This window comes from Ruegeria sp. AD9, from assembly GCF_056542305.1.
Map to the genome: position 1 here is coordinate 316502 of NZ_JBQFZP010000004.1, position 24219 is coordinate 340720.

Below are 24219 nucleotides of genomic sequence, written 5' to 3' on the forward strand. Positions count from 1 at the left end.
TTATTTTCCTAAACAAAAGCTGGAGAAGATTTCATCCAACAGTGTCTCGACATCAATTCTGCCGACCAGAGATTCAAGCGCCCGTATGGCAGTCCTTAACTCCTCCGCAGCGATATCATACAGGTCCGGGCCTGATTCCAGAACCGTGATCGCAGCAACAAGTGAAGCCGATGCCTTGTTCATCGCAGCGCGATGGCGTTCACGCGTGGCTATACCATGTGTTGTGGTTCTTTCACTCAAGGCCCACGAAATCTGGTCGACAAGCGCATCAATCCCCTGTCCTGTCTTTCCTGAAACACCTTCACTCTTATCTTCCCGCAGGTCTGCTTTGGGCAGAACATGGATATCACCATCCTGCACAGCTACATCCAGCTCTTCCGGGACTTCGGTCAGAAAAACACGCAAGTCTGCCGCTTCTGCCCGTTTTCGAGCCAGCTCGATCCCAAGATTCTCGACGTGATCTTCGGTTTCCCGCAACCCGGCCGTATCCAGCAATGTCACCGGCAAGCCAGCCAGATCCATACGAACCTCGATCACATCCCGGGTTGTGCCTGCGAATTCCGAGGTAATTGCGGCTTCACGTCCTGCAAGCGCGTTCAACAGGGTTGATTTTCCTGCATTGGGAAGACCAACAATAGCCACTTCAAATCCGGTACGAATACGCTCGGCAATCTTCACCCCATCTGCTTCTCGACGAAGATCTGCCAGAACACCGCTTGTCAAATCGCGGACTTCCGGCGTGACGTCGGTGGGGACGTCTTCATCAGCGAAATCGATGACGGCTTCCAGCAACGATGCCGCGCGGATCAGATCGCGCCGCCAGCGCTCGGCCAGCGTGCCAAGCTCACCGGCAAGAATGGTCTGGGCCTGCTTACGCTGTGCCTCGGTTTCCGCATCAATCAGGTCTGCCAGGCCTTCGACCTGTGTCAGATCCATCTTGCCATTTTCAAGGGCCCGGCGTGTGAATTCACCCGGGTCCGCCAGCCGCAGCCCATCGGTGTTCGACAAACAGCGCAGAACCGCATTGACCGAGGCCGTGCTGCCATGGATCTGAAGTTCTGCCACGTCTTCCCCGGTGAAACTTGCCGGTGCCTGAAAGGTCAGAACCAGACCATCATCCAGACGTGATCCGTCCTGATCCCGCAGGGTGCGCAAGACTATTCCCCGCTTGGGCAGTTCCGCGCCGCTCAGACATGCGGCTGCGGCATGCGCTTCGGGGCCAGAGAGGCGGATGACCGCCACCCCTGCTTTGCCTTGCGCGCTGGCCAAGGCGAATATCGTATCCATTCGTAGGCCTCGCGTCGCTTAAGACCTGTGTCAGGTGTTCATTGAATCGAAGAACTCGCCGTTTGTCTTCGTCTGTTTCAACTTCGACAACAGGAACTCGATTGCGTCGGTGGTGCCCATAGGATTGAGGATACGGCGCAGAACGAAGGTTTTGGCCAGATCGCCCTTGTCGACCAGCAGGTCCTCTTTCCGTGTACCGGATTTCAGGATGTCGATCGCCGGGAACACGCGTTTGTCTGCAATCTTGCGGTCCAAAACGATTTCCGAGTTACCAGTACCTTTGAATTCTTCAAAGATCACCTCGTCCATCCGGCTGCCGGTATCGATCAGCGCCGTGGCGATGATGGTCAGCGATCCGCCCTCTTCGATGTTCCGGGCCGCGCCGAAGAAACGCTTGGGCCGCTGCAGCGCGTTTGCGTCCACACCACCGGTCAGAACCTTGCCCGAGGATGGTACAACGGTGTTAAAAGCCCTACCAAGTCTTGTGATTGAGTCGAGTAGAATAACAACATCTCGTTTATGTTCGACCAGGCGCTTGGCCTTTTCAATGACCATCTCCGACACGGCCACGTGACGCGTTGCGGGCTCATCGAAGGTTGACGACACAACCTCACCCTTAACCGAGCGCTGCATGTCGGTCACTTCTTCCGGGCGTTCGTCGATCAGCAGGACGATCAGGTAACACTCCGGATGGTTCTGTTCGATCGAATGCGCGATGTTCTGCAGGATCACGGTTTTACCAGTCCGCGGCGGTGCCACGATCAGCGAACGCTGACCTTTACCGATCGGCGCAACCAGATCGATCACGCGCGCGGACTTATCCTTGATGGTGGGATCTTCGATTTCCATCTTCAGACGCTCATCCGGGTACAGAGGCGTCAGGTTGTCGAACAGGATCTTGTGCTTGGCCTTCTCGGGATCTTCAAAGTTGATCATGGTGACATTTGTCAGCGCGAAATAACGCTCACTCTCGTCCGGCGCCTTGATCTCGCCCTCGACCGTGTCCCCAGTCCGCAGTGAGTGCAGACGGATCATATCGGGCGAGACATAGATATCGTCAGGACCCGGCAGATAGTTTGCCTCGGGCGAGCGCAGAAAGCCGAACCCATCCTGTAGCACTTCCAGTACGCCATCACCGCCGACGGTCCAGCCATCATCGGCACGTTCGCGTAGAATCTGGAACATCATCTCGCCCTTGCGCATGGTCGAGGCGTTTTCGATCTCCAGCTCTTCGGCCATTGCCAGAAGGTCTTTGGGGCTTTTGGCTTTCAGGTCGGCCAGATTCAGGGATTCATTGGACATGATACATACCTTCACCGCTGAAAACGCGGCTTGAAGTGGAATTTCAGTACGGAAAATACGCCGCCCGGACGGGCGTGTTGTAATCTACATAAGCGCAGCGTCGTTCGGAGTCAAATAGGCGTTCAGAACTTCAGAATGACCGCCAGAACGATGGTAACCATCAGAATGGTCGGAACCTCGTTCATCATGCGATATTGCCGCCCAGTGAGCTTATTCTGGCCTGTCAGAAAATCCTTTCTTCGGGCCATAAGCCAGTGGTGGAACCAGGTCATCGCGATCACGCCCGCGCCTTTAACCCAGGGCCATGCGAAATCCCATCCGACGATCCCCGGTGTGAACACCATGATCAGCCCGCATAACCAGGTCACAACCATCGCGGGGCGCATGATCACCCGCAGCAGCTTGTCTTCCATTTCAAAGAAGATGTCTTGCGCGCCCTCTACGGCCTGCGCTTTTTCGACATGATAAACAAACAGTCTGGGTAAGTAGAACAAACCCGCCATCCATGAGATCACGGCCATGATATGTAATGACTTCACCCACGGGTAAATCGTGAAAAGAAGGTCTGTCATGCCGGCTCCGAACGTTGTTCGGAACTCTCCCTAATAAAAAAATAAGAAAAGAAAAAGGATGATGGTTTTGTAGGGTGCTAAATATCCGTGGATTATTATTTTTACCCTAGCGTTTTCCCCAGGGGGACAAAATATCTGAGGTTCCCAGAGATTCTGTTGATAGTACAAATTATATATATAAATCAATTATTTAAGTTGAACCAGGCGAATCTGGTCTGTGGATAACCCGATGGGTATCGTTGGATACATCTGTTATCCCAGGAGTTAGAGTTATCCTTGTCCCGAAAGGATGAGATTTGAGCGACTCGGGGATCTTTGCCACAAAATTCCCGGGGTTGCGTGTCAACCGGAAAACCATACAAAACACCCCAGAACTCTCATCGATTTGCACACGGGGTTTTCCACATGTCTGTCCCCATTCTTCTGGCTTCGGGATCTGTTATTCGCGCGCAACTGCTAAGGAACGCAGGTGTGCCGTTTGCGGTTCAAACGGCGCGCGTGGATGAAGAGACGGTCAAACGGGCGTTGCTGGCAGAGGATGCCGCACCACGCGATATTGCGGATACGCTGGCGGAGATCAAAGCGCGTAAGGTCAGTGATAAAAACCCTGGCGCCATGGTGATCGGTTGCGATCAGGTGCTGGATTTCGAAGGGCAGCTGCTGTCAAAGCCCGAAACCCCGGAACAGGCGTTGGCCCAACTGAAAGATATGCGCGGCAAGCGGCACATGCTTTTGTCCGCTGCTGTGATCTATCAGGATGGTGAGCCGATCTGGCGGCATGTGGGGCAGGTGCGTTTGCGGATGCGGGCCAGTTCCGATGCCTATCTGAAAGACTATGTTGCGCGGAACTGGGACAGCATTCGCCATGCCGTCGGAGCCTACAAGCTGGAAGAAGAAGGCGTCCGCCTGTTCGCCACCATTGACGGCGACTATTTTAACGTTTTGGGTATACCTCTGTTAGAGCTTCTCAACTTTCTGGCTGTCAAAGGGGTGATCGAGCAATGACAGACAACCGGGTTCCTTTAGCCGGAGTGATCGGGCACCCCATCGGGCATTCGCGTTCACCCAAGCTGCACGGGCATTGGTTAAAGACCTATGGGCTTGTCGGGCATTATATCCCGATGGACGTCGCCTCTGCTGATCTGGAGACTGTGCTGCGAACCCTGCCCAAAGCGGGCTTTGTCGGGGCCAACGTGACCGTTCCGCACAAAGAAGCTGCGTTGAAGATCGCAGATCACGTTTCCGACCGCGCAACGGTGATTGGTGCCGCAAATACGCTGGTGTTCCGAACTGATGGTTCGATCCACGCAGATAACACCGACGGGTACGGGTTTATGGAGAACCTGCGCAATGGCGCACCTGACTGGAATGCGAAAGATGGCCCGGCGGTGGTGTTTGGTGCCGGGGGTGCTGCCCGTGCCGTTTTGCAGGCTTTGTCTGATGCCGGGGTGCCGGAAATCCTGCTGACCAACCGGACGCGCGCCCGCGCGGATCATCTGAAGGAAGAGTTCGGCCAACGCATTCGCGTGGTCGATTGGGTTCAGGCGGGAAATGTCATTGAAAACGCCGAACTGGTGGTCAATACGACTTCACTGGGGATGCAGGGCCAGCCAGAGCTGCGCGTGCCGTTGGACGGGTTGCAGCCCGGTGCCGTGGTAACGGACCTTGTCTATGCCCCGTTGAAAACCCGCCTGCTTCAAACCGCCGAGGAGGCCGGATGCACCACGGTTGATGGTCTGGGGATGTTGCTGCATCAGGCCGTTCCTGGGTTTGAACGCTGGTTTGGTGTTCGCCCCGAAGTAGACGCGGATACGCGCGCGGCGGCCCTGGCATGAGTTTTACGCTTGGCCTGACAGGCTCAATCGGCATGGGGAAAAGCACCACAGCGCAGATGTTCGTTGAAGAAGGGTGCGCATTGTGGGATGCGGATGCGGCGGTGCATCGGCTGTATGCCATTGGTGGAGCAGCGGTTGAACCAATGCGGGCAGCCTTTCCCGATGCGATACGTGATGGGGTGGTCAGCCGAGACGCGTTGAAACGAATTATCGTGGGTGACCCGGCCACGTTGAAAGCGATTGAGGCGATTGTGCATCCACTTGTCGCTGCTGATCGTGCGGAATTTCGCGAAAGCGCTACAAGCGACATCCTGGTGTTCGATATTCCGCTTTTGTTTGAAACGGGCGCTGATGCAGCAATGGACGCAGTGGCCTGCGTTTCGGTCCCGGCCGAAGACCAAAAGCGGCGCGTAATGGAACGCGGAACAATGACCGAGGCGCAGTTCGAGCAGATCCGCGCCAAGCAGATGCCGAACGATGAAAAATGTGCGCGGTCGGATTTTGTGATCGTGACCGATACTCTGGACCACGCCCGCGCGCAGGTGCAGGATGTGGTCAGGCAGATACGGGCGGGGATGGCACATGCGTGAGATTGTACTGGATACCGAAACCACCGGGTTTGACCCCGACAGCGGGGATCGGATCGTGGAAATCGGCGCCGTTGAGCTGTGGAACCACGTTGCAACCGGTGAAACCTATCACGTCTATATCAACCCCGAACGCTCGATGCCGGAAGAGGCGTTTGGCGTGCATGGTATAGGTCCCGATCTGCTGGAAACCCCGCGCCCGCCGGAAAAGGGCGAAGTGACGCTGAAAGACAAGCCGGTCTTTGCAAAGGTTGGCCATGGATTTCGCGAATTTGTTGGCGATGCGCGGTTGGTGATCCACAACGCCTCATTCGACATGAAGTTCCTGAATGCCGAGCTGAAATGGATGGGTGCCCCGCTTATCCCCATGGAGCAGGCGTTGGATACACTGGCAATTGCCCGTAAACGGTTCCCCGGTTCGCCAGCGTCACTGGATGCGCTGTGCCGTCGCTTCAATATCGACAACTCGAACCGTGTGTTGCACGGCGCGTTGCTCGACTCGGAAATTCTGGCCGAGGTTTACCTGGAATTGATCGGTGGGCGGCAGCCGGATTTTGGTCTGTCGACATCCACATCTTCTGCGGACGGTGGCAGCGATGATTGGCGAGCTACACCGCGCAGCACACCATTGCCATCCCGGATCACCGAGGATGAACGCGCAGCACATGAAGCTTTCGTGGAAAAACTGGGCGAGAACGCCTTGTGGACCCGCGCCTGATCCGGACAGGCGCGGGTCAAAACCTTACGCGTCTGCTTTTTGGGCCTGTTCGGCCTGACGGCGCATCAACTCATTGCGATAGAGCGCAACGAAATCGATATTGTCCAAGTTGACCGGCGGGAAGCCGCCATCGCGGGTGATATCGCTGACAATGCGGCGCAGGAACGGGAACAACATGCGCGGGCATTCGATCATCAGGAACGGGTGCAGCTGATCTTCCGGCACACCTTCCACGTGGAACATTCCGCAATAGTCCAGTTCACACAGGAACAAGATGTCATCCATGCCTTTGGCTTTGGATGTCAGGTTCAGCTTGATCGAAACTTCGAACTGATGGTCCGCCGCGCGTTTTTTGGCATCCAGATTCACCTGAACGGCGATTTCCGGTTGTACGTCTCCGGAAACGCCCTTTTGCGCCATCACGTTTTCAAAGGACATATCACGGATGAACTGCCCCAGAACACGCATCTGAACCTGCGGGGCGGCTTGGGCCGCAGTGTTTTCTGCAGCGTTTTCTTCGGCCATGGATCTACTCCAAAAATGAAATTCGCCACTGCTTAGCAAGTTGGGCGCGGCACCTCAATGCTGGTGGGGGCCTTCCACCCATTTCGAAGGCTTCGAGGAGTCTTTTTTTGGCCGAACTTCGGTGAAATCCCCATCGATGATATCGCCCTGATCGAAAGGGGTCCCCCGGGTTTGATATCCGGGGCCCGGCCCCATCTGGAACTGAGTCACTGTAACCTTGGATTTCAGGTACCGGAAAACGGCGATGCGGATACCGGGAACTAACAACGCAAAACCAACGGCATCAGTGAAAAAACCCGGTGTCAGCAACAAAACGCCCGACAACAGGATCATTGCCCCATGGGCCAGGGGTTCGGTCGGATCGTCCAATTCGGCAAAGGACCGTTGCAGCCGTCCAAGCGCCATGCGACCTTGTGTCCGCACCAAAACCGTGCCCAGAACCGCGGTCAGCACTACGATGGCAAGTGTCGGCCACAACCCAATCAAACCACCAACCTGAATAAACAGCGCGATTTCGATTATGGGCACCAACAAAAATGCCAAGAACAGATACATTTGCGTTATCCTTTCCCTTAGGCCGGGCTGTGGACTTGCCACTCACTGTCACCTACATAGTGGCATGAGGCCGTGTATACAAAGTCGCGGCGTTGAAAAGAGAATGAAATGAGCGACAACCCTATGATCCAGCTCCTGGTCCTGGCCGGAATTGCCATTTTCCTGATCCTGCGCCTCAAAAGCGTATTGGGCACGCGTGAAGGCTTTGAAAAACCGCCTGTGCAGCAACAGCCCGAAGCCCATAAATCGCGCCGCGGTTTCGAGGTGATCGATGGCGGCCCGGATCATGACATTACCGACCATGTCGCCGAAGACAGCGAACAGGCGCAAACCCTGGCTGCAATGAAACGTGTCGAGCCCGGCTTCTCGGTCGGCGAGTTCGTTCAGGGTGCGCGCGGTGCGTATGAGATGATCGTGATGGGGTTTGAAAGGGGCAATCTGGATGAAATCCAGCCTTTCCTGTCGGAAGAAGTGTTCGAGACTTTCGTTTCGGTCGTGGCAGCGCGCGAAGATCAGGGCCTGACCATCGAGGCTGAATTCATCGGCGTGCGGGAAACCACCCTGACGGATGTGAAATTCGACAAGGATACGAACCAGGCCGAAATCACGATGAAGTTCGTGGGAGAGCTGACCTCGGTCGTGCGCGATCGCGGAGGCGACATCGTCGAAGGCAACCCGAATACCGTGAAGCGCCAGAAAGACAGCTGGACCTTTGCCCGTGTCATGGGCAAGGACGATCCGAACTGGCTGCTTGTCGCCACGGACGCATGATTGCAACGCTTCGGTCGCTTTTACTGGTGGGCGCAATGACCACCGCCAGCGCTGCCGGAGCCGAGGCAATGCGATCCATTCTGTCGTTTGACGATCTGCAGGGCTGGGCGGAGGACGACCACGGCGCGGCCCTTTCCGTTTTTCTGAACACGTGCGGTGATCTGGATGACCCGGATTGGCGCGCCTTGTGTGGTGTGGCCAGAACATATGAACCGGATGCTGCCCGCGCCTTTTTCGAGTTATTCTTCCGCCCTGTTCTGGTCGAGGATGACAAAGAGGGCCTGTTTACCGGCTATTTTGAACCCGAGCTTGACGGCGCGCGCACCCGGACAGACCGTTTCAAATACCCGATCTACAAGATGCCACCCGAAGCCCGTGCGGAAGGACCATGGCTGAGCCGTCGTGACATCCTGACCGGCGATGTGATGCAGGGCCGCGGGCTAGAGATTGCCTGGGTCGACGACCCAGTTGAGCTGTTCTTTCTGCAAATTCAGGGCTCGGGGCGTATTCGATTGTCGGATGGCGGTGCGCTGCGGGTTGGATATGGTGGTGCGAATGGTCACCCCTATCGGTCGATCGGTGTCGAGTTGGTGCGACGCGGGGTTCTGGGTGCGCATGAGGTCAGCGCCCAGATGATCCGCGCCTGGGTGCGCAAGAACCCCGAGGCCGGTGCCGAGTTGCTGTTTCACAACCCGTCATACGTGTTTTTTCGCGAGGTTTCACGCGTTGCCCCCGAATTTGGACCTTTGGGGGCGATGAACCGGTCGATCACGACAATGCGCTCGATTGCGGCGGACCCCACCTATACACCATTGGGCGCACCTGTCTGGGTGGAAAAGGACGGTGAAAACCCGTTGCGACGGCTAATGATCGCGCAGGACACAGGCGCGGCCATCAAAGGTGCGCAACGGGCGGACATCTTTTTCGGTACCGGTGAAGAAGCCGGACAGGCTGCGGGCAGGCTGAAAGATCCGGGTCGGATGGTTCTGTTGTTGCCTATTCAGCGCGCCTATGCCCTGTTGCCGGATGAATTCTGATGACCCGGCGCAAACTGACAACCGATGAGATCGAGCTTTGGCGCAAGGTCACCAAACAGGCCGAGCGTCTGCATCCGGACTGTCCTCAGACCGTCCATCCGACCACCCTGCCGAAACCCAGGCCCAGAAAAACACCAAAACCCCGGTTTGAGGTGTTTGAGCTTGGTCAGAACCTTCAGCCGAACTCGAAGCCAAACGATCTGAAACCATCGTTGACGGACGCGCTGCGTGCCGCGCCTGTTCAGATGGATATCAAGGCTTTTGGCCGGATGAAGCGCGGTAAGCTAAAGCCCGAAGGCAAGCTGGATCTTCACGGTATGCGGGTTGATACGGCCCATCCTGCGTTGATCCGTTTTATCCTGAGCGCGCAGGCACAAGGTAAACGACTGGTTCTGGTGGTAACCGGCAAGGGCAAGGACCGCGACGAACCCGGCCCAATCCCGACGCCGCGTGGCGTATTACGCAATCAAGTGCCGCATTGGCTGTCCATACCGCCGTTGGCGCAGGCGGTGATGCAGATCAACCCCGCGCATATCAGTCATGGCGGCGAGGGTGCTTATTACGTCTATCTCAGGCGAATGCGCTAAAAATCCCGACGGGCGCGGGAAATACCTGTTCGGACCAGAACGCAAACCAGCACGAAGAACACCCCAACCCAGATGAACTGTGTGTTCAGCGCAACGCCAAGGTCAATCAGAACGCCGGTCAGGCCGGGGCCGATGGCCGATCCCAGCACCATGACAGCCGCGGCCATCGCCTTGATCGCACCGATATGCCGGGTTCCGTAGAATTCGGCCCAGAATGCGCTGGGCAATGTGCTGTTTGCTCCAACGGTCAAAGCCAGGAAGACCAGCCCCAGGGTCGCGCCGCTGATCGAATTGGTTGTGCCCAGAATGACGAACCCAAGTGCGATCGGAAGCTGGTAGTAGGGCATGATCCGGGCGGTCCCCCATTTATCCAGCGCCCAGCCTGCGACAAACATGGAAAACAGAGATATTCCGGTAAAGATCGGGAATAGAGCCACCAGTTGGATATGCTGCCATCCCTTCACATCGGCCAAAAAAACCTGATGGAAGAAAAATGCGGTGATGAATGCGGATGGCCCAAGCACTGATGGCACCATAAACCAGAACAAAGGATGGAACAGAGCGTCCCGCCGGGTCCAGTGTTTTCCCTGCATTCCCGATGCTGAAAACGCGTTGGCGAGGCTTTGTGGAGTTCTCTCTTCTCGCAGCAGCCGCATCAGAACCGGAATACCCAGCGCCGTGATGCCCGCCGCGGCAACCCACAGCCAGCGCCAATCCAGATAGACCATGGCGCCAACAAAAATCAGCGGCAACAACGCCTCGCCAAGCGCATAGCCGGTGGACGCGATGGAAAGTGCTTTGCCCCGCGTAACCGTGAACCAGCGCGCCATTGCGACCACGGCAAGATGCGTGCTCATCCCCTGCCCAAATAACCGCAGCAGAAAGATCACCAGTGGTAACAGCAGCAGCCAGGTGTTCAGCGCCATTGCAATGGCGGCCAACGCCAGTCCCGCCAACACAACTGGGCCCAATACCCGTACGCGGAAGATATCCGTCAACCCTCCAGCCCAGATCATCACGATTGCAGACAGGGTCGTGCCTAACGTGTACAGCCCACCCCATGCGCCGTGGCTGAGGCCATATTCAGAGCGGATTTCACCAGCAAAGACCGAGATGAAAAAGGTTTGCCCGAAACTGGACAGAAATGTCAGCAGAACGCCGGTCGCAAGCCAGGTCGCGTTGTCCACAAGAAACCGGTGCAGGGAAACCCGCGTCACGGATTGCTCACCTGGGCCTGGCCGGTTTCAGTCAGCACGATTTCTGTTGCGCCAACAGGATTGCGCTGGCTTGGCGGTACGAGGATGTCGATCCCGCGCCGGTCATCGCGCCCAAAGGTTTCGCTGACCCGGCGCACGGAGCGGAGGATAGTCAACAGGGCCGGAGAAGTGGCGGCCACAAAATGGGAAGATTCCGCATCGCTGTTGAAGGCAGTCGTATCCACGATTTCAATCGGATATTCGGACAGTTTCTCGGCCGATCCGATATTGCCCAGCCTTTCACCATCGGCGGTTCCTCTCAGCCGACCTGAAATGTTCAGGATCTTATCTTTCTTGGACACCATCACGACAAAAGGATCAGGAGGATTGTCGATACTGTTCATCTGCGACCGAAAAACATCCACGTCCAGATCGGGAGAGATCAGAATAACACCTTCCAGATTTCGCTTTGCCCAGCCCGGCTGTTTCAGTTCGGTTTGCCGTATCATCTCCATAGCCAGCGCGCCGCCCATTGAATGCGCCACAAGGGCCACCCGCTTGACCCCCATCGACTTGAGAAGACGAATGGTTTCCTCCAGCCCATCACGGGCAAACAACATGCTGTCCAGATCATAGGCATAACCATAGCCCGTCGCGCGGCTGGGCCATGAATAGACAAGGATTTGACCGGGAATACCGATATCATGTGACAGCTGAGCAGCCCGGAACAATGTCTCTGTCTGAGTGGAGTTATAGCCATGCACAAAAATCGTGACTTCGTCAGCCCCCCTCAGCCTGTCCTTCAACTGTTGCGGCCCGCTTAGCTGATCGACCTCTGCCAGTACGAACTGCTTTCTCGGGTCAGGGTTTGCGTATGAAAATTTAAGGCTTCCCGGTGAACGGCCAGGTGGTATCGACACGGTCGTTTCCAGAAATTGCAGGCGTTCTGCGCGGCGGAATCCATACGCGCCATCGGGCTCGCGCGCACGTGTGGTGGCCGCAAAAACTGTTTCGGGAGTTCCGATTTTCAATGCAGATGGAAGCGTTTCGGATACAGTCCGGTCGACGCAGGCCGTCAGCACGACCAAACACAGAATGAAGATTAAGAAACGCAGCACAGATAGCCCCCGGAAACAAGTGCCGACACGCTACCTTATTCTAATCCCGCGTCCAGCACGGCCACGCGCAAAAGCGGCAGAAACCGGCCTGAGCGGTTACAATATGTAACAGACCGTATCCGCACGAAACCAACCTTTGCCGGTGCAATCATCCCTAGACCTCTGTGTCCTCGCCCTGCTCTTTGCGCGGCATTTCTTCGATCAGGCGTGTTTCCAGCAATTGCCCGTTTCGATACAGGATCGGATAGGCCACCGCAGCGATGTGGCTGTTGAATTCCCGGAACGCGCGCAGGGTTTCCAAGTGGATATCGCTGGTCTCAAAGCTTTCCGTACTGCCGTGCTGCAAGCGTTTGAGGTGGCGTTTGCGGCTGTCACGCTCGGCCCGTTTGATTTCGGTTTTCTCAAGGCTCAGCAGACGGGCGCTTTCCAGATCGTCCGAGATCAGAACGTTTGAGGCCAGTTTGAGGTTGGCGAGGATGCCTTCGTGCATCTCAACCAGTTCCGACCAGCCGTCTTTTGAAAATGAAGCGCCTTTCTTCCGCATGTCGCCCGCCAGAACAGTCAGCCGCTTGGCAACAACGTCGCCCGCAGTTTCCAGCCGGATTGCGTATTCCATCAGGTCGCGCGCCACTTTTGCGTTCTGCTTTCCGAACGTCTCCTCGGGAATGGCAGCCACGAATTTTCGAATACCCGACAGGCAGTCGTTCACATCTTCGTCCATGTCCCTTACGGCGCGTATCTGGTCCTTGTCACCGCTGCGGTACAATTCCAGCGACGGGCGGAACATCGACTCGACCAGATCACTCATTCGCAGCAGTTCACGCTTGAGGCTGGACAGCGCCTGGGACGGGCTGCCAGCAGTGCGTACGTCCAGCGCACTGGCCGGGCGACCTGACTGGGCCAGCGCGTTCGCAGATTTCGGGTCCGGAAAAAACTGCTCGAACGGCGCGCGCAATCGCCCGCAGAAGGGCAGCGCAAGCACCAGCAACGAAGCATTGAACGCCAGATGCGCATTGACCAGCATCTGACCGCCCTGCAAATCCCCCAGAACACCGGCACGCAGTGCCGCAGTCGCCGCGAAAAGGGTGACTATCGCCCAGCTGCCGCGCAAGGCCAGGTTGGCAAAGGGTATGCGCCTGGCGGGCATTTCCATCCCCCTGCTCAGCCAAACAGGTATGAAAGCTGAACCGAAATTGGCCCCCAATACCAGCGACAGCCCGGCGGCAAATGGGATTGCGCCGATCTGGACCAGCGTCACACACATCAGGATTGCCGCGACCGAGGAATGCATAACAAAGGCCAGCGCGCCGCCGACCAGAAACGCTGTAATATAGTCGCGTGCCAGATACTCGGCGACGGCAGGCAAAAAGGCACTGTCCCGGATCGGGTCCATGGCTTCGCGCAAAAAGCGCAATGAAATCAAGATGAACGCAATCCCCATCAGGATGCGCCCCAATTGCCGGGGCCTCTTGGCCTCGGTCTTGACAAACAGATACCCGCCAACCGCCAGAAGCAACGGTATCAGCCAACCCAACTGGAATGACAACACCTGAATAATTAGCGCCGAACCGAGATCAGCGCCCAGCACGATTGCAAGACCGGTGGGAAAGGTCAGGAAACCTCCGGCAGCAAAACCCGATGTCAAAAGGGCAACCGCTGCCGAGCTTTGCAGAACCACCGCCATCACAATACCCACCATTGACGCCTGCGCATAATGGCTTTGGCCCGTCATGAGGCGCTGGAACGAAGCCCCATAGCTGCGCTCGATCCCAGTGCGGACCATCCGCACTGCGTAAAGCAGCAGCATCGTGGCTCCGGCCAGGCTGATGAGAAAGCTTACTATCGCCATGATCTTACCCGTTCACCAAGTCCAACATTTCCCCGTGCAGCTCGGGTGTAGCTGCTGAAATCACCCGGCCGTCAGAATTCAAGTCAAGCGGCTGACCCTGCCAATCTGTCATCACCCCACCCGCAGCTTCAACCACGGCCAGCACTGGCAGGTAATCATAGGGCTGTAGATCATAGTCGATCACAGCATCCACATGACCCGCCGCCAGCAGGGCATGGGGATAGCAATCATAGGCGAACCGTCTGGTCTGTCCAGATTGCATCAACCTGTCGAATAACGCCGGATGATCGCGATAGATCTTGTCCCCTTCGTTTACAAAAAGAATGGACTGATCCAGCCGCGTTTGGGCCGAAGTCGTGATCGCATGGCCATTCAACGTGGCGCCCCGGTCAACAACGCCGGTAAACACTTCATTTATCGCCGGCATGCCGATCACGCCGATATCGGGTTTGCCGTCAACCAGATGCCCCAACAGAAATCCAAACAGCGGATGACCTGACAGGAATGACCGGGTTCCATCGATCGGGTCGATGATCCAAACCTCGCGGCAATCCTGCCCTTCGAACCCATGTTCTTCTCCAAAGACGCCGTGATCGGGGAAATACTGTTCAAGATAGGCGCGAACCTGGGATTCAACACTCTTGTCGGCCTGTGTCACCGGGCTTTCATCCGATTTGAACTCGACCCCGAGCGCGCCACGAAAATACCCCCGCGCTGCTTCGCTGGCCAGGTCAGCTATCTTTACCGCATGAGACAGCAGGTCGGCGCTTTCGTCGGTCTGTGAGGTCCTTGGATTCAGCATTCGATTCTATCCTGTTTAGCGATGAAGCGCGGGTATTGGAGGCGATAAGTTAGAAAGCCCCTTGTCGGCGTCGGTCCGGGTAAAGCCTAAACAAAAGCCTTTGGCACTCACGTTTTGTCTGAAGTGAGTCTTGCTGCATCGGGGTCCTCAAATTCCACCACAAGTTTCCACAGTAATCCCACAAAACCACCCAAATACAACAGAAAAATCTTACATTACCTCGTATTCAAGATAAATGTGTGGATTTAGAGAAATACCACGCCGACTGTTTTTTGCAGACTCAGGCCGGTTGTCTGCAAAACAGTCAAACTCCAATGTCAGAGGTCCGTTGGGGGCCGGAAAGCTTGAAAAAAGCCGTGCGTTTTTACTCGTGCTGTTTGCCCGAAGTCGATGAAGACAAGTTCCGCGTTGACCATACAGCGCGTAGAAAAGCCACCTGTTTGGCGCGTTTTCGTTTTGAAAACAAAACCAGAGGTGAAGCCACCTGCAGTAAAGCACTTATCAATGCATTCAAAAAAGGAGCCGGGCGTTTGTGTTTGCGTGCCGCGTAAACACGTGAGCGACCCATGTGCCAGGCTTTGATCGCAGCTATCTTTGGGTTTTTGGGAGAAGATTCTCCACCAATATGGGTTACTTCCGCGTCGGGAAGGAATATCAAGGGCCCCACTTGTTCATTCAAACGCAGACAGATGTCGTCATCTTCGTGGTACAAGAAGATATTTGCATCGAATCCACCGACCTTCTCGAACGCCGACTGGCGCACAAGCAACGCTGCGCCAGACAATATCGGAACCTGTAAATCAGTATCGGTTTCAATCCCGCGCAACCACTTATTACGTGGTAGCAAGACACTGGATCGTTTCAGCAATCCTTTGCCAGACTTTTGAGTAAATGCGGGGTTGAACGCTGAAGCAGTTTTGTGACGGTCTGCACCGGCCAGCAACTTCTCCAAGCTGCCGTTCGATAAGCGCGCGTCCGGGTTCAAAAACAGCAAGTATTCGGTCTCTACCCCGGCTGCACCCTGGTTACACCCCACTCCAAAACCCATGTTCTGGTCGTTTAGAATGAGTTTGGCGTTCTTGAGTTGTGCAAGCCGCTTTAGCTCTTCTAAATCGCCCGAACCATTGTCGACCAACACTATCGGAACACCATCGGGAACCGACGCCAGCATCTGAGGAAGAGTGCTGGCACTATTGTAGGTTACACTGATAATTGTAACACGCGGTTCCAATGCTTGTCCGTTCGTTTACATCTCGGTGCTTGATTAGTTCGAGGTAATTTCGCCTTCACCCCAGAAGGCTTTCCTAGCAAACTTGATCAGCCCCACGTAAGCGGTCCGGTTGATATCGTCAAGTTGCTGTCTGCAATCTCAATTACCCTTGTTGCCAGGCGATAATCAGTAGGTATCCCGACTTCGCCTGAAGCATCACCGTTGCCCGTGTTCTATCATTTCATATGCTGTATAGGCACCTTTCCTTTACTCGCTCAGCCTACAGGTTGTTGAAGGCGTGTCCGCGGAACGAATTTTTGCAGTCGGCTGCGAAACGACGCGCGATTGGGTTGGGAATTGCTCGCGTAACAAAAAACCTGGTCTACGCAAAACGCTGTAGGCTCACCGCTTCAGCCCTTCGGACCAAAACTCTCGACGGCCAGCCTCCCAATCTTGGCATTGGGCTCCTTGATCTCTGCTTCTGTCGGCCCTTCCAGTTTGCCGCCACGTGCAAATACATCGGCCACGCCATCGAGAGCCTGACGCTTCCAAGTGCTGACCTAGTTCGGGTGCATCAAGTGCCTCGCCGCGATCTCCTGGTTCGCTTTGTCACCACCCGGCGATTCCAACGCAAGTTCGGCCTTAAACTGGTCTGTTGACTTCCTGCGCTACGCCATTCTCGTAACCCTTAAAAGGTTCGAAATCCACATTAACTCGCGGTCCAGTTTTCTGGAACCACTTCAAGCTCCGGCAAAACATCGCTCACGGCAACTTGATCTGCTTCCTGCTAAGGCGCTACAAGGGGCAACAATACTGAGAAACATTTGAAACGGTAAGTGCATGAAAAACAGTAAAGATGTCATGATCCACCCTACCGCTGATGTTCAGAGTGAAGCGATAGGAGACCGCACTCGGATTTGGCAGTATGTGGTTGTGCTCAGGGGGGCCGTCATTGGTAGGGAGACAAATATTTGCTCCCATTGTTTTATTGAGAATGATGTTGTTATCGGAGATCGCGTGACAGTGAAATCCGGTGTACAGCTGTGGGACGGTGTCAGGTTGGAAGACGACGTTTTCGTGGGGCCAAACGTGTCTTTCACAAACGACAAATATCCAAAAAGTCGGCAGTACCCTGAATCGTTTCCGTCTCTTGTCGTTCGTGCAGGGGCTTCGATCGGCGCGGGCGCTGTTTTGATGCCCGGTATCTCAATCGGTGCGGGTGCCATGGTCGGAGCTGGTGCGGTTGTGACGAAAGACGTCCCAAATGGAATGCTCGTACTCGGTAATCCAGCGAGAAACGTAGGGATTGCCAAATGAGCCTATCCGACTGCCAAATAATTGACTTACCGAAAGTTTCGGATCCGCGTGGAAACCTGACTTTCATCGAGGGTGGGCGACATGTGCCTTTCTGCATTCAGCGCATATACTACCTCTATGATGTGCCAGGCGGTGCCGAACGAGGGGGGCATGCGCATCTAGCGTTGACACAGCTTATAATTGCGGTATCGGGTAGTTTTGATATTTCGCTCGACGATGGCTACGAGAAGAAGACCTTTCATTTGAACCGATCTTACAAAGGGCTTTTAGTTTGCCCGATGATTTGGCGAGAGCTGGACAACTTCTCATCTGGTGCAGTTTGCATGGTTCTTGCGTCGAACCTTTATGACGAGGCGGATTATTTTCGAGATTATCATACTTTTGTTGATGCGGTGAAACAGTCGAAATGAAAATTCCCTTCTTAGATCTCGGTGCGACATATCGTGAGCTAAAAGCTGAAATTGACGATACAGTTACTCGAGTGCTGGCAAATGGTTGGTATATCCTTGGTGAGGAGGTCGATACGTTTGAACGTGAATTCGCTAAGTACTGCGGTGCTGCGCACGCTATAGGTGTCGCCAACGGTCTTGATGCATTGGTTCTGTCGCTCCGCGCCCTCGGCGTTGGGGCTGGGGACGAGGTTCTCGTTCCGTCCAATACTTTTATCGCTAGTTGGCTGGCCATTTCGGCGGTAGGAGCCCTGCCAGTGCCCGTAGAGCCAAACCCTCGCACCTACAATATAGAGGCGGCTGCGCTTGAAAAAGCGGTTACACCACGCACTAAAGCTATCATGGTCGTACACCTTTATGGTCTGCCTGCCGATCTTGATTCGATACTCGAGTTCGCACGCGCGAAAGACTTGTTTATTGTCGAAGACGCTGCGCAAGCCCATGGCGCCAAATACAAGGGCACTCGCGTTGGGGGGCACGGCGACGTTGTGTGTTGGAGCTATTATCCAGGAAAGAACCTAGGCGCATTCGGGGACGGTGGCGCAATCACCACAAACCACGATGATCTTGCTGATAGGTTGCGCGTGCTTCGGAACTACGGGTCACGGGAGAAATACCAACATGAAGCGCAAGGCGTAAACAGTCGCCTCGACACCTTGCAAGCCGCAGTTCTTCGAGTGAAACTCAGATATCTCGACGCGTGGAACGAACGTCGACGTAATATCGCACAACTCTATCTTGATGGCCTTGAAAACACGAGCTTGATCCTGCCTGAGGTGCCGGACTGGGCCGACCCAGTATGGCATCTTTTTGTAGTTCAAAGCAAAAATAGGGACGCACTGCAAATACAGCTTCAGAAAGCGGGCATTTCAACTCAAATCCACTATCCAATCGCGCCGCATGAGCAGGCGGCGTATGTTGAAATGGGCTTTCCTCGCCATCAATTTCCGATAGCGTCGAGCATTTCGGAGAAAGCACTCAGTCTGCCGATCGGGCCACATCTGTCCACTGAAGCTGCTGAGATAGTTGTCGAGACGATTACCAAGTTAGAAAATTAGATCCCAAGGGCTAGCGCATAGCACGGGGATACACGAAAGCTTCGCTTTTCGATGGGAAGGAGGGCTAATTTGCCCATGCAACGCCTTGAAAGCTCTCCAAAGGTTTCAGTGATTATTCCGGTCTTCAACGAAGAGAAGACCATTGCGGTTGCTGTAGAGTCGGTCGCTTTGCAGCGTACGGAGTTCGAAGTTGAGATCCTAGTAGTTGACGATTGTTCGACGGACAAGACTCCTGAGATACTGGAGGGCATCGCGCGTGTTTATCCGAACGTCACAGTCTTACGCAACGCGTGCAACTCTGGAAAGGGGTTCAGTTTCAAGCGCGCGTATGATCTAGCGAAGGGGCAATATTTCCACGTGCTTGATGGGGATGATTGCTTCGTTTCATACGACAAATTGCAAAACCAAGTGGAATTCCTCGAATGTAATCTCGAATATTTTGCGGTCGGACATAATACGCTTGTAAAAATGAACGATGGCGCCTGTTTGATGCACGGCGATTTGAGTGAGCGCGATTGGTCGTATGAATTGTGCATTGGTGGCGATGTCTATTGTCACACGTCTTCACTTTTGTTTCGAAAAATTGCGAAGTCACTTCCTGACTATTTCCTAGAACCGGAGTTTCGCGGCGACACCGCGATTTTCTTTTTTTCTGCGTTTTCCTCGAAACTAAAATGCAAGTTTCTACCGAACGTTTGGAGCATCTACAACTTTCACGGAAAGGGACTTTGGTCGAGCATGCAGCACGAGGAACAACGTGCGTTTAATTTACGGATCGTAGAGGCGCTAAGAGAAAAGGTCGTACGGGACCCTGGATCCAAAACCGACAAATTGCTTGACGATCGTAGGGATAGGGTGCTCGCGTCGCCACCAGTCAATAAGAATGCCAACTCGTGTTCACTAGAAGATTTCCTTTTGCTAGCCGAGCACGCAAGCTCAAAGGTTTTTCAATATCGGGATTTGGCCTTTCACGGAGTTTTTGCGTTCCGGTTTGTTGATGAGATTTGTGAAGCCGTCGGTCGCGCCATGTGTCTTGACGCCGGAGTCACGGCGGCGAATCGAAATACGGACCCCAAACATGCGGTTTTGCTGGTCTCGGGTCTTGTTCCGGGTGGCGGTGGAGTATTTAGGGAGATCAAAGATTTAACAAAAATCTTACTCGCGGAAGGGTACAAGGTCGGAATCGTTTCGACCCATAAGATCCCGACGGACGAGACAATATTCCAGGAGCATTTCTCTGGCGACAATCTGTGGTACTGGCAGGCCTCGTCGGATACATCGCGCACTGATCGACTTGAAGGCATCATAGCACTATTAGCCGAGGAGTCGCCCGGAATTATTTTCCCGATCATCACTCATAACGATCCGGTCGGAGATGCTGCCATCCAGCGCCCACTCGGTGCGCGGATCGTATTTGACTTCGTCTATGATCACGGGCTTTCGCTCGCCGTCCTGAACAGTTCGATCGACACCATTATCGTCAAGACGGTCAGTCAGGCCCAAGCTCTCACGCCGATGATTCCACATGCGAAATTCTCGCTCGTTCCACCGTTTTTTTCGGACAGGTTCGGACCTCGCAACTACAGGCCAATGGCCAATGGCTCGCTTACGACTGCGTCAGCCGCAGCGCGTGCCTATAAAGTCGAGAGTGACTATGTGTATAGCTACAGCAAAATCATACCTGATGTACTCAAGGCGAGCGCTGGTACGCATATTCACTATGGCCCTCTTTCCGACAAGACAAAGAAGGCTATTAACGCTGCGCTGCGCAAACGCCGCATTCCTGGTGAGCGTTTTCGTCACATACCCTGGGCAGAAGACTTTGGTGGCTCGTTGATTTCTGAGAATGTCGATCTGTTCATTGCACCTTTTCCGGTGTGCTCAGCGAGGATCGCTGTGGAAGTTATGGCGTGCGGAGTTCCAAGTGTTAGCCATGCACTTGAAAAGCCTGGAATTCCACAAGGTATCGACTTTGTTGATCCGCTTCAATTCGTCTGGCGGAAGCCGAAAGATTTGATCGAGCTTGCCTCGACACTTAGTCGCGAAGAACTCCTGATGAAATCGATTTCTTCTCGAACGTTCTTTGAAGAAAACAATTGCCTCGAGAAAGCGTCAGTGAAGTTTTTTTCCCTAAACCGGCTGATTATGCCTAGATTCTGCACGCCAGAATTTGTCATGTCCGAGTTTTCTGAGAGATTTCATGTTGAAGTGCAATCTCCGATATTCCACTCCGGCAAAGTCGTGTTCCCAAAATCTGTAACTTCAGACGAAAAAGTAAACATCGACAAATTTTGGCATCGTACCAAGAATAGAAGGTTGGCGCGCCAGCAATTTCATGCTCTTCGTAACGCGTTGCGTGAAAGATTCTGATCGATCGGACCGTACCACTGATGCGAATTACTGCTATCCTCGTCTGCTACAATCAGGAGCAATTCGTGCGTGATGCCGTTCGCGATTTGTTGGCGCAAGACGCCGAGGAGCTTGAAATTTTCCTTTCGGACGATTGCTCGACAGATAGTTCCTTTTTGATACTTGAAGAAGAAGCGAAGGACTATAGCGGCCCACATAAGGTGATCTTGAATCAAACGCAAAAAAATCTAGGGCTCAACGAGCATATCAATTCGCTTTTGTCGCTTGCTTCAGGTGATATCATTATCCCGTTTGCGGGCGATGATCGGTTTCGATCGGATCGCGCACGTTTGCTGGCGGGGAGGCTCGTCTTGGACGATACTCTGCTTGCACATTCGTGGGCCGATTTCATCGGTGCTGATGGCAAACCTGTTCCTTTGATGCACACCGATGCGACTCTCTATATGACGGATGACATTCGACAGATAGCGCGTTCGGAGGGGCTTTTCATCGGCGCAACCGCAGCTTGGAGACGCGAGTTATTCACCAAGTATGGACCCCTACCTAATAACGAGGCTTATGAGGATCTGGTTCTGGGGTTCCGAGCGGCATTGGAGGGACGTATCTCGTTTCTGAACGAACCCCTAATTAAATATCGTGTTGGGACTGGCGTTTCCTTTCAACCCCAAAAATTGAAGGGATCGGATTTCGAGACACAGCGAAGAAAAAAACTATATCGTTGGCGCAGTGTAATTTGTGCTCGACTGTTGGATGGAGCCACATTTGGCCTTTCCCCTGACCATCCTGTTATGAAGGATTTGCGATGTGAGCTATTTGATGTCGAAGCTCGGCTCGCCATTTACGGTAGCATAAGAGGCTTGCGAAGTAGCCTTCTCAGAAGACCTGGGAGGCTTGTTCGTATGATGATACGAGAGCGAAAGAACAATCGCCGGAAGCGCTTGTAACCGTTTTATAGCCTAATACATAGGCTTGGAGAACCAGCGTTGGGGTGGAAAAGCCCGGTCGCCGTCGAACGATATGTGGTTTAAGCGAGCACTCAGGGCGGCATTAAAACGGGACAGATCCAGTTGGCTAAATAAAGAGAACGAGTTTATAGCTTCCAAACAAATGGTCAAAGTCGGATTCTTCGGTAACCGACAAAACAAGTCAGTCACCCTTGTCTTACGCTGCGATGCCAACAGGTGGTTTGGTCGTATATCATACCGCTGAGTAACTTCGTCATCGGTTTTCCTGTTAATCATCAGGGGTTCTGAAAGCTAAGGGTATGTGCTAGTCGAACAAATCAGTATCAGTTGAAGCATTGATCAAGAGTGCGGCCCATTTGTGACCACTAAATCTTCCTGGAAACTGAAATCGAAACGACAATTGGACGAGAGTGGATGAATTTACCCCCGTTATGGAAAATTCAGCGAGAATTCGCGCGCGCGGGCCGCAAGCTCATGCACCTACCCGCCGAACTTCTGCGGCATGTATATCTCCGCCGGTATTACGATTGGGTGTTGTCTCGCCAAGTGAAGCGCTCTCGAGGCGCAGTTTCATTTGGTTCAGAAATCGGGATATTTCTTATCTTTCCTAAAACGGGAGTCTTGCCTTCCCATCTGTATGCCTTGGAGCAGATGGTTCAGGCAGGTATTTCCCCAATCGTCGTATCCAACCTGCCGCTCAGCGCGACAGATTTTGCTGAACTTAGCCCGCGCGCTTCACTGATTATAGAACGTCCAAACTTCGGATATGATTTTGGCGGGTACCGGGATGGCGTACTGGAGGTGGCCAATCGTTTCCCAGAGCTGACTCGGCTTTGGCTCTTAAATGATTCCGCATGGTTGGTCCCACAGCAACGCACTTGGTTTGATGACGCCCGCGATTTAAATGTGGATTTCGCAGCTGCTACATCCAATTTTGCGATGCCTCGGGTCGATCCGGCAAAATTTCGGGATATTACGTGGAAGTTTCGAGTGACGCACCGAAATTTCCACTATGCTTCTTATGCACTTGGTTTTGGTCCAGCCATCTTAAGAAACCCAGATTTTGTAAAGTACTGGCGCAAACTAGAAATTCGAGATGACAAAACAAGAACGGTACGCCGTGGTGAAATTGGATTGTCACAATGGGTTTTGAAGCATGGGTATACGCATCGCGCCACATGCGAGGTTGATGCGCTTGACCGCGAATTGGCAGCCTTGACGGACAAGGAAGTCGATAGGGTTGCGCGGGAACTCATCATTCCCGGCGACGTTATTCCCGGCGACGTTGCCTTGGACGCAGTAAAAGAACAAGTTTTGAGCCTTGATGCACTTAGCGCAGAGGGGCGTTCCGACCGAATTGCATTTATCCTGACAAGCGTGTCGCGTTACGCCTGCGCCTATTGCCTACCATCCTACACTCTGTCTCATCGTGGTTTTCAGTTTCTCAAAAAGTCTCCGCTGTGGCTATCCCCGAAGGGGGCTGGGTTGATGTTGGCAATTATTTCCCGAATCCAAGGGCCGGTGGGCCAGGTCATTCAACAAGAAGCATCCAAAATAGTACGCCAAGACGCGGAAACCCATATACAGTGAAGTAACAAGCTTCAGGATTCCGGCTGTGATTGGGCAAAGCAAGACTGAGCCGCTCCATGAAAACTGAACGGGATCAGTTATTTTTTAGCCGTTCTTCTCTTCTGCCGATCAGTTTGACTTAAATGCGTTTTTCCGACAGACCATGGTTGACGATCCACCGGCAAGCGCAGGAGAGCGCGCGAGACACCTTACCGCCAGTGAAAGCCATAATGTTCAGTTGCGGGATCAGGAACGAAATCCTCTTTATTCAATTTACGAAGTTTCTGGGATCGCCTTACCGAAGCAGATGCCGCTGGCTTAGTCTACTGGTTGAGCAGGTTTTTGAGGTATTCGCCGTATTCGTTTTTGCCGAATCTTTGGGCGCGGGCTTCGAGGTCCTGGTCGTTGATCCAGCCCAGCGTATGGGCGATTTCGTCGGGTGATCCGGCTTGCAGGCCTTGCCTGTCCTGAAGCGTGCGCACGAAGTTTCCGGCGTCCAGCAGGCTTGCATGGGTTCCGGTATCCAGCCAGGCATAACCG

The 24219-nt window shown here is 54.1% G+C and carries 23 protein-coding genes and 1 pseudogene; 13 read left to right on the top strand and 11 right to left on the bottom strand.

The features are described from left to right. The 3 genes from mnmE to ACR0AM_RS08830 form a co-directional block, all read right to left on the bottom strand. Nucleotides 1–1287 carry a tRNA uridine-5-carboxymethylaminomethyl(34) synthesis GTPase MnmE gene (gene mnmE, locus ACR0AM_RS08820; RefSeq protein ID WP_480622678.1) on the bottom strand — a complete coding sequence of 429 codons (1287 nt, stop codon included), beginning with the start codon at nucleotides 1285–1287 and terminating at the stop codon, nucleotides 1–3. Between the two features lie 30 nt (nucleotides 1288–1317). Then, entirely contained in the window at nucleotides 1318–2589 is a 1272-nt protein-coding gene (gene rho, locus ACR0AM_RS08825) for a transcription termination factor Rho (RefSeq protein WP_480554303.1), read from the bottom strand. 122 nt (nucleotides 2590–2711) lie between these two features. Continuing rightward, a complete protein-coding gene (locus ACR0AM_RS08830) occupies nucleotides 2712–3161 on the bottom strand; it encodes a CopD family protein (protein ID WP_480622679.1) in 450 nt (149 codons plus the stop codon). 405 nt (nucleotides 3162–3566) lie between these two features. Between ACR0AM_RS08830 and ACR0AM_RS08835 the strand changes: the two genes are divergently transcribed. The 4 genes from ACR0AM_RS08835 to dnaQ are packed head-to-tail and all read left to right on the top strand — an operon-like array spanning nucleotide 3567 to nucleotide 6301. After that, nucleotides 3567–4166, top strand: a complete 600-nt coding sequence (locus ACR0AM_RS08835; RefSeq protein ID WP_480622680.1) for a Maf family protein — start codon at nucleotides 3567–3569, stop codon at nucleotides 4164–4166. After that, nucleotides 4163–4996 carry a shikimate dehydrogenase gene (locus ACR0AM_RS08840; RefSeq protein WP_480518235.1) on the top strand — a complete coding sequence of 278 codons (834 nt, stop codon included), beginning with the start codon at nucleotides 4163–4165 and terminating at the stop codon, nucleotides 4994–4996. Before ACR0AM_RS08835 ends, ACR0AM_RS08840 begins: the two co-directional genes overlap by 4 nt. Further along, nucleotides 4993–5586 (top strand): dephospho-CoA kinase, encoded by a 594-nt coding sequence (coaE, locus tag ACR0AM_RS08845; protein ID WP_480622681.1) that lies wholly within the window; start codon nucleotides 4993–4995, stop codon nucleotides 5584–5586. Before ACR0AM_RS08840 ends, coaE begins: the two co-directional genes overlap by 4 nt. After that, nucleotides 5579–6301 (top strand): DNA polymerase III subunit epsilon, encoded by a 723-nt coding sequence (gene dnaQ, locus ACR0AM_RS08850; protein WP_480622682.1) that lies wholly within the window; start codon nucleotides 5579–5581, stop codon nucleotides 6299–6301. Before coaE ends, dnaQ begins: the two co-directional genes overlap by 8 nt. 24 nt (nucleotides 6302–6325) lie before the next feature. Here the strand turns inward: dnaQ and secB are convergent, their stop codons facing one another. Together secB and ACR0AM_RS08860 are read right to left on the bottom strand one after the other, a co-directional pair. Then, the gene (secB, locus tag ACR0AM_RS08855) at nucleotides 6326–6826 is read right to left on the bottom strand and encodes a protein-export chaperone SecB (protein ID WP_209506872.1); all 501 of its coding nucleotides are present in this window, start codon (nucleotides 6824–6826) and stop codon (nucleotides 6326–6328) included. A gap of 54 nt (nucleotides 6827–6880) precedes the next feature. After that, a complete protein-coding gene (locus ACR0AM_RS08860; RefSeq protein WP_480622683.1) occupies nucleotides 6881–7381 on the bottom strand; it encodes an FxsA family protein in 501 nt (166 codons plus the stop codon). Nucleotides 7382–7489: 108 nt separating this feature from the next. Between ACR0AM_RS08860 and ACR0AM_RS08865 the strand changes: the two genes are divergently transcribed. From ACR0AM_RS08865 to ACR0AM_RS08875, 3 genes are read left to right on the top strand one after another with little or no spacing between them, the layout of a single operon-like run. Continuing rightward, the gene (locus tag ACR0AM_RS08865) at nucleotides 7490–8152 is read left to right on the top strand and encodes a Tim44/TimA family putative adaptor protein (RefSeq protein ID WP_480559165.1); all 663 of its coding nucleotides are present in this window, start codon (nucleotides 7490–7492) and stop codon (nucleotides 8150–8152) included. Beyond that, the gene (gene mltA / locus ACR0AM_RS08870; RefSeq protein ID WP_480622684.1) at nucleotides 8149–9189 is read left to right on the top strand and encodes a murein transglycosylase A; all 1041 of its coding nucleotides are present in this window, start codon (nucleotides 8149–8151) and stop codon (nucleotides 9187–9189) included. Before ACR0AM_RS08865 ends, mltA begins: the two co-directional genes overlap by 4 nt. Next, on the top strand, nucleotides 9189–9776 hold the full coding sequence (locus tag ACR0AM_RS08875) for a Smr/MutS family protein (RefSeq protein WP_480518245.1): 588 nt from the start codon (nucleotides 9189–9191) through the stop codon (nucleotides 9774–9776). Before mltA ends, ACR0AM_RS08875 begins: the two co-directional genes overlap by 1 nt. Here ACR0AM_RS08875 and ACR0AM_RS08880 read toward each other — a convergent pair. The 5 genes from ACR0AM_RS08880 to ACR0AM_RS08900 all read right to left on the bottom strand — a co-directional run bounded on the left by ACR0AM_RS08880 (nucleotide 9773) and on the right by ACR0AM_RS08900 (nucleotide 15972). Next, on the bottom strand, nucleotides 9773–10993 hold the full coding sequence (locus tag ACR0AM_RS08880) for an MFS transporter (protein WP_480622685.1): 1221 nt from the start codon (nucleotides 10991–10993) through the stop codon (nucleotides 9773–9775). The genes ACR0AM_RS08875 and ACR0AM_RS08880 overlap by 4 nt on opposite strands. Beyond that, complete coding sequence (locus ACR0AM_RS08885) at nucleotides 10990–12090, bottom strand: alpha/beta hydrolase (protein ID WP_480622686.1); 1101 nt, start codon at nucleotides 12088–12090, stop codon at nucleotides 10990–10992. Before ACR0AM_RS08885 ends, ACR0AM_RS08880 begins: the two co-directional genes overlap by 4 nt. A gap of 154 nt (nucleotides 12091–12244) precedes the next feature. Then, nucleotides 12245–13939: a Na/Pi cotransporter family protein gene (locus ACR0AM_RS08890; RefSeq protein ID WP_480518249.1), complete on the bottom strand. Its 1695-nt coding sequence runs from the start codon at nucleotides 13937–13939 to the stop codon at nucleotides 12245–12247. A 4-nt stretch (nucleotides 13940–13943) separates the two neighbouring features. After that, on the bottom strand, nucleotides 13944–14741 hold the full coding sequence (locus tag ACR0AM_RS08895; protein WP_480622687.1) for an inositol monophosphatase family protein: 798 nt from the start codon (nucleotides 14739–14741) through the stop codon (nucleotides 13944–13946). Between the two features lie 364 nt (nucleotides 14742–15105). Then, nucleotides 15106–15972 carry a glycosyltransferase family 2 protein gene (locus ACR0AM_RS08900; protein WP_480622688.1) on the bottom strand — a complete coding sequence of 289 codons (867 nt, stop codon included), beginning with the start codon at nucleotides 15970–15972 and terminating at the stop codon, nucleotides 15106–15108. Between the two features lie 819 nt (nucleotides 15973–16791). Here ACR0AM_RS08900 and ACR0AM_RS08905 point away from each other — a divergent pair. The 6 genes from ACR0AM_RS08905 (at nucleotide 16792) to ACR0AM_RS08930 (ending at nucleotide 23700) form a co-directional block, all read left to right on the top strand. Continuing rightward, on the top strand, nucleotides 16792–17268 hold the full coding sequence (locus ACR0AM_RS08905) for an acyltransferase (protein ID WP_480622689.1): 477 nt from the start codon (nucleotides 16792–16794) through the stop codon (nucleotides 17266–17268). Then, nucleotides 17265–17678 (top strand): sugar 3,4-ketoisomerase, encoded by a 414-nt coding sequence (locus ACR0AM_RS08910; RefSeq protein ID WP_480622690.1) that lies wholly within the window; start codon nucleotides 17265–17267, stop codon nucleotides 17676–17678. The genes ACR0AM_RS08905 and ACR0AM_RS08910 overlap by 4 nt, the downstream gene beginning before the upstream one ends. Next, complete coding sequence (locus ACR0AM_RS08915; RefSeq protein WP_480622691.1) at nucleotides 17675–18775, top strand: DegT/DnrJ/EryC1/StrS family aminotransferase; 1101 nt, start codon at nucleotides 17675–17677, stop codon at nucleotides 18773–18775. The genes ACR0AM_RS08910 and ACR0AM_RS08915 overlap by 4 nt, the downstream gene beginning before the upstream one ends. A 75-nt stretch (nucleotides 18776–18850) precedes the next feature. Beyond that, nucleotides 18851–21145, top strand: a complete 2295-nt coding sequence (locus tag ACR0AM_RS08920; RefSeq protein WP_480622692.1) for a glycosyltransferase family 2 protein — start codon at nucleotides 18851–18853, stop codon at nucleotides 21143–21145. Between the two features lie 20 nt (nucleotides 21146–21165). Beyond that, nucleotides 21166–22089: a glycosyltransferase gene (locus ACR0AM_RS08925; protein WP_480622693.1), complete on the top strand. Its 924-nt coding sequence runs from the start codon at nucleotides 21166–21168 to the stop codon at nucleotides 22087–22089. A gap of 435 nt (nucleotides 22090–22524) precedes the next feature. Continuing rightward, nucleotides 22525–23700: a rhamnan synthesis F family protein gene (locus tag ACR0AM_RS08930; RefSeq protein ID WP_480622694.1), complete on the top strand. Its 1176-nt coding sequence runs from the start codon at nucleotides 22525–22527 to the stop codon at nucleotides 23698–23700. A gap of 302 nt (nucleotides 23701–24002) precedes the next feature. Here ACR0AM_RS08930 and ACR0AM_RS08935 read toward each other — a convergent pair. Next, nucleotides 24003–24219, bottom strand: a pseudogene (locus tag ACR0AM_RS08935) (glucose-1-phosphate thymidylyltransferase); the annotation flags it as partial.

Coding starts and splice junctions, on each gene's coding strand:
- mnmE (WP_480622678.1), bottom strand. CDS start 1,287: ATGGATACGATATTCGCCTTGGCCAGCGCGCAAGGCAAAGCAGGGGTG.
- rho (WP_480554303.1), bottom strand. CDS start 2,589: ATGTCCAATGAATCCCTGAATCTGGCCGACCTGAAAGCCAAAAGCCCC.
- ACR0AM_RS08830 (WP_480622679.1), bottom strand. CDS start 3,161: ATGACAGACCTTCTTTTCACGATTTACCCGTGGGTGAAGTCATTACAT.
- ACR0AM_RS08835 (WP_480622680.1), top strand. CDS start 3,567: ATGTCTGTCCCCATTCTTCTGGCTTCGGGATCTGTTATTCGCGCGCAA.
- ACR0AM_RS08840 (WP_480518235.1), top strand. CDS start 4,163: ATGACAGACAACCGGGTTCCTTTAGCCGGAGTGATCGGGCACCCCATC.
- coaE (WP_480622681.1), top strand. CDS start 4,993: ATGAGTTTTACGCTTGGCCTGACAGGCTCAATCGGCATGGGGAAAAGC.
- dnaQ (WP_480622682.1), top strand. CDS start 5,579: ATGCGTGAGATTGTACTGGATACCGAAACCACCGGGTTTGACCCCGAC.
- secB (WP_209506872.1), bottom strand. CDS start 6,826: ATGGCCGAAGAAAACGCTGCAGAAAACACTGCGGCCCAAGCCGCCCCG.
- ACR0AM_RS08860 (WP_480622683.1), bottom strand. CDS start 7,381: ATGTATCTGTTCTTGGCATTTTTGTTGGTGCCCATAATCGAAATCGCG.
- ACR0AM_RS08865 (WP_480559165.1), top strand. CDS start 7,490: ATGAGCGACAACCCTATGATCCAGCTCCTGGTCCTGGCCGGAATTGCC.
- mltA (WP_480622684.1), top strand. CDS start 8,149: ATGATTGCAACGCTTCGGTCGCTTTTACTGGTGGGCGCAATGACCACC.
- ACR0AM_RS08875 (WP_480518245.1), top strand. CDS start 9,189: ATGACCCGGCGCAAACTGACAACCGATGAGATCGAGCTTTGGCGCAAG.
- ACR0AM_RS08890 (WP_480518249.1), bottom strand. CDS start 13,939: ATGGCGATAGTAAGCTTTCTCATCAGCCTGGCCGGAGCCACGATGCTG.
- ACR0AM_RS08895 (WP_480622687.1), bottom strand. CDS start 14,741: ATGCTGAATCCAAGGACCTCACAGACCGACGAAAGCGCCGACCTGCTG.
- ACR0AM_RS08905 (WP_480622689.1), top strand. CDS start 16,792: ATGAAAAACAGTAAAGATGTCATGATCCACCCTACCGCTGATGTTCAG.
- ACR0AM_RS08910 (WP_480622690.1), top strand. CDS start 17,265: ATGAGCCTATCCGACTGCCAAATAATTGACTTACCGAAAGTTTCGGAT.
- ACR0AM_RS08915 (WP_480622691.1), top strand. CDS start 17,675: ATGAAAATTCCCTTCTTAGATCTCGGTGCGACATATCGTGAGCTAAAA.
- ACR0AM_RS08920 (WP_480622692.1), top strand. CDS start 18,851: ATGCAACGCCTTGAAAGCTCTCCAAAGGTTTCAGTGATTATTCCGGTC.
- ACR0AM_RS08925 (WP_480622693.1), top strand. CDS start 21,166: ATGCGAATTACTGCTATCCTCGTCTGCTACAATCAGGAGCAATTCGTG.
- ACR0AM_RS08930 (WP_480622694.1), top strand. CDS start 22,525: ATGAATTTACCCCCGTTATGGAAAATTCAGCGAGAATTCGCGCGCGCG.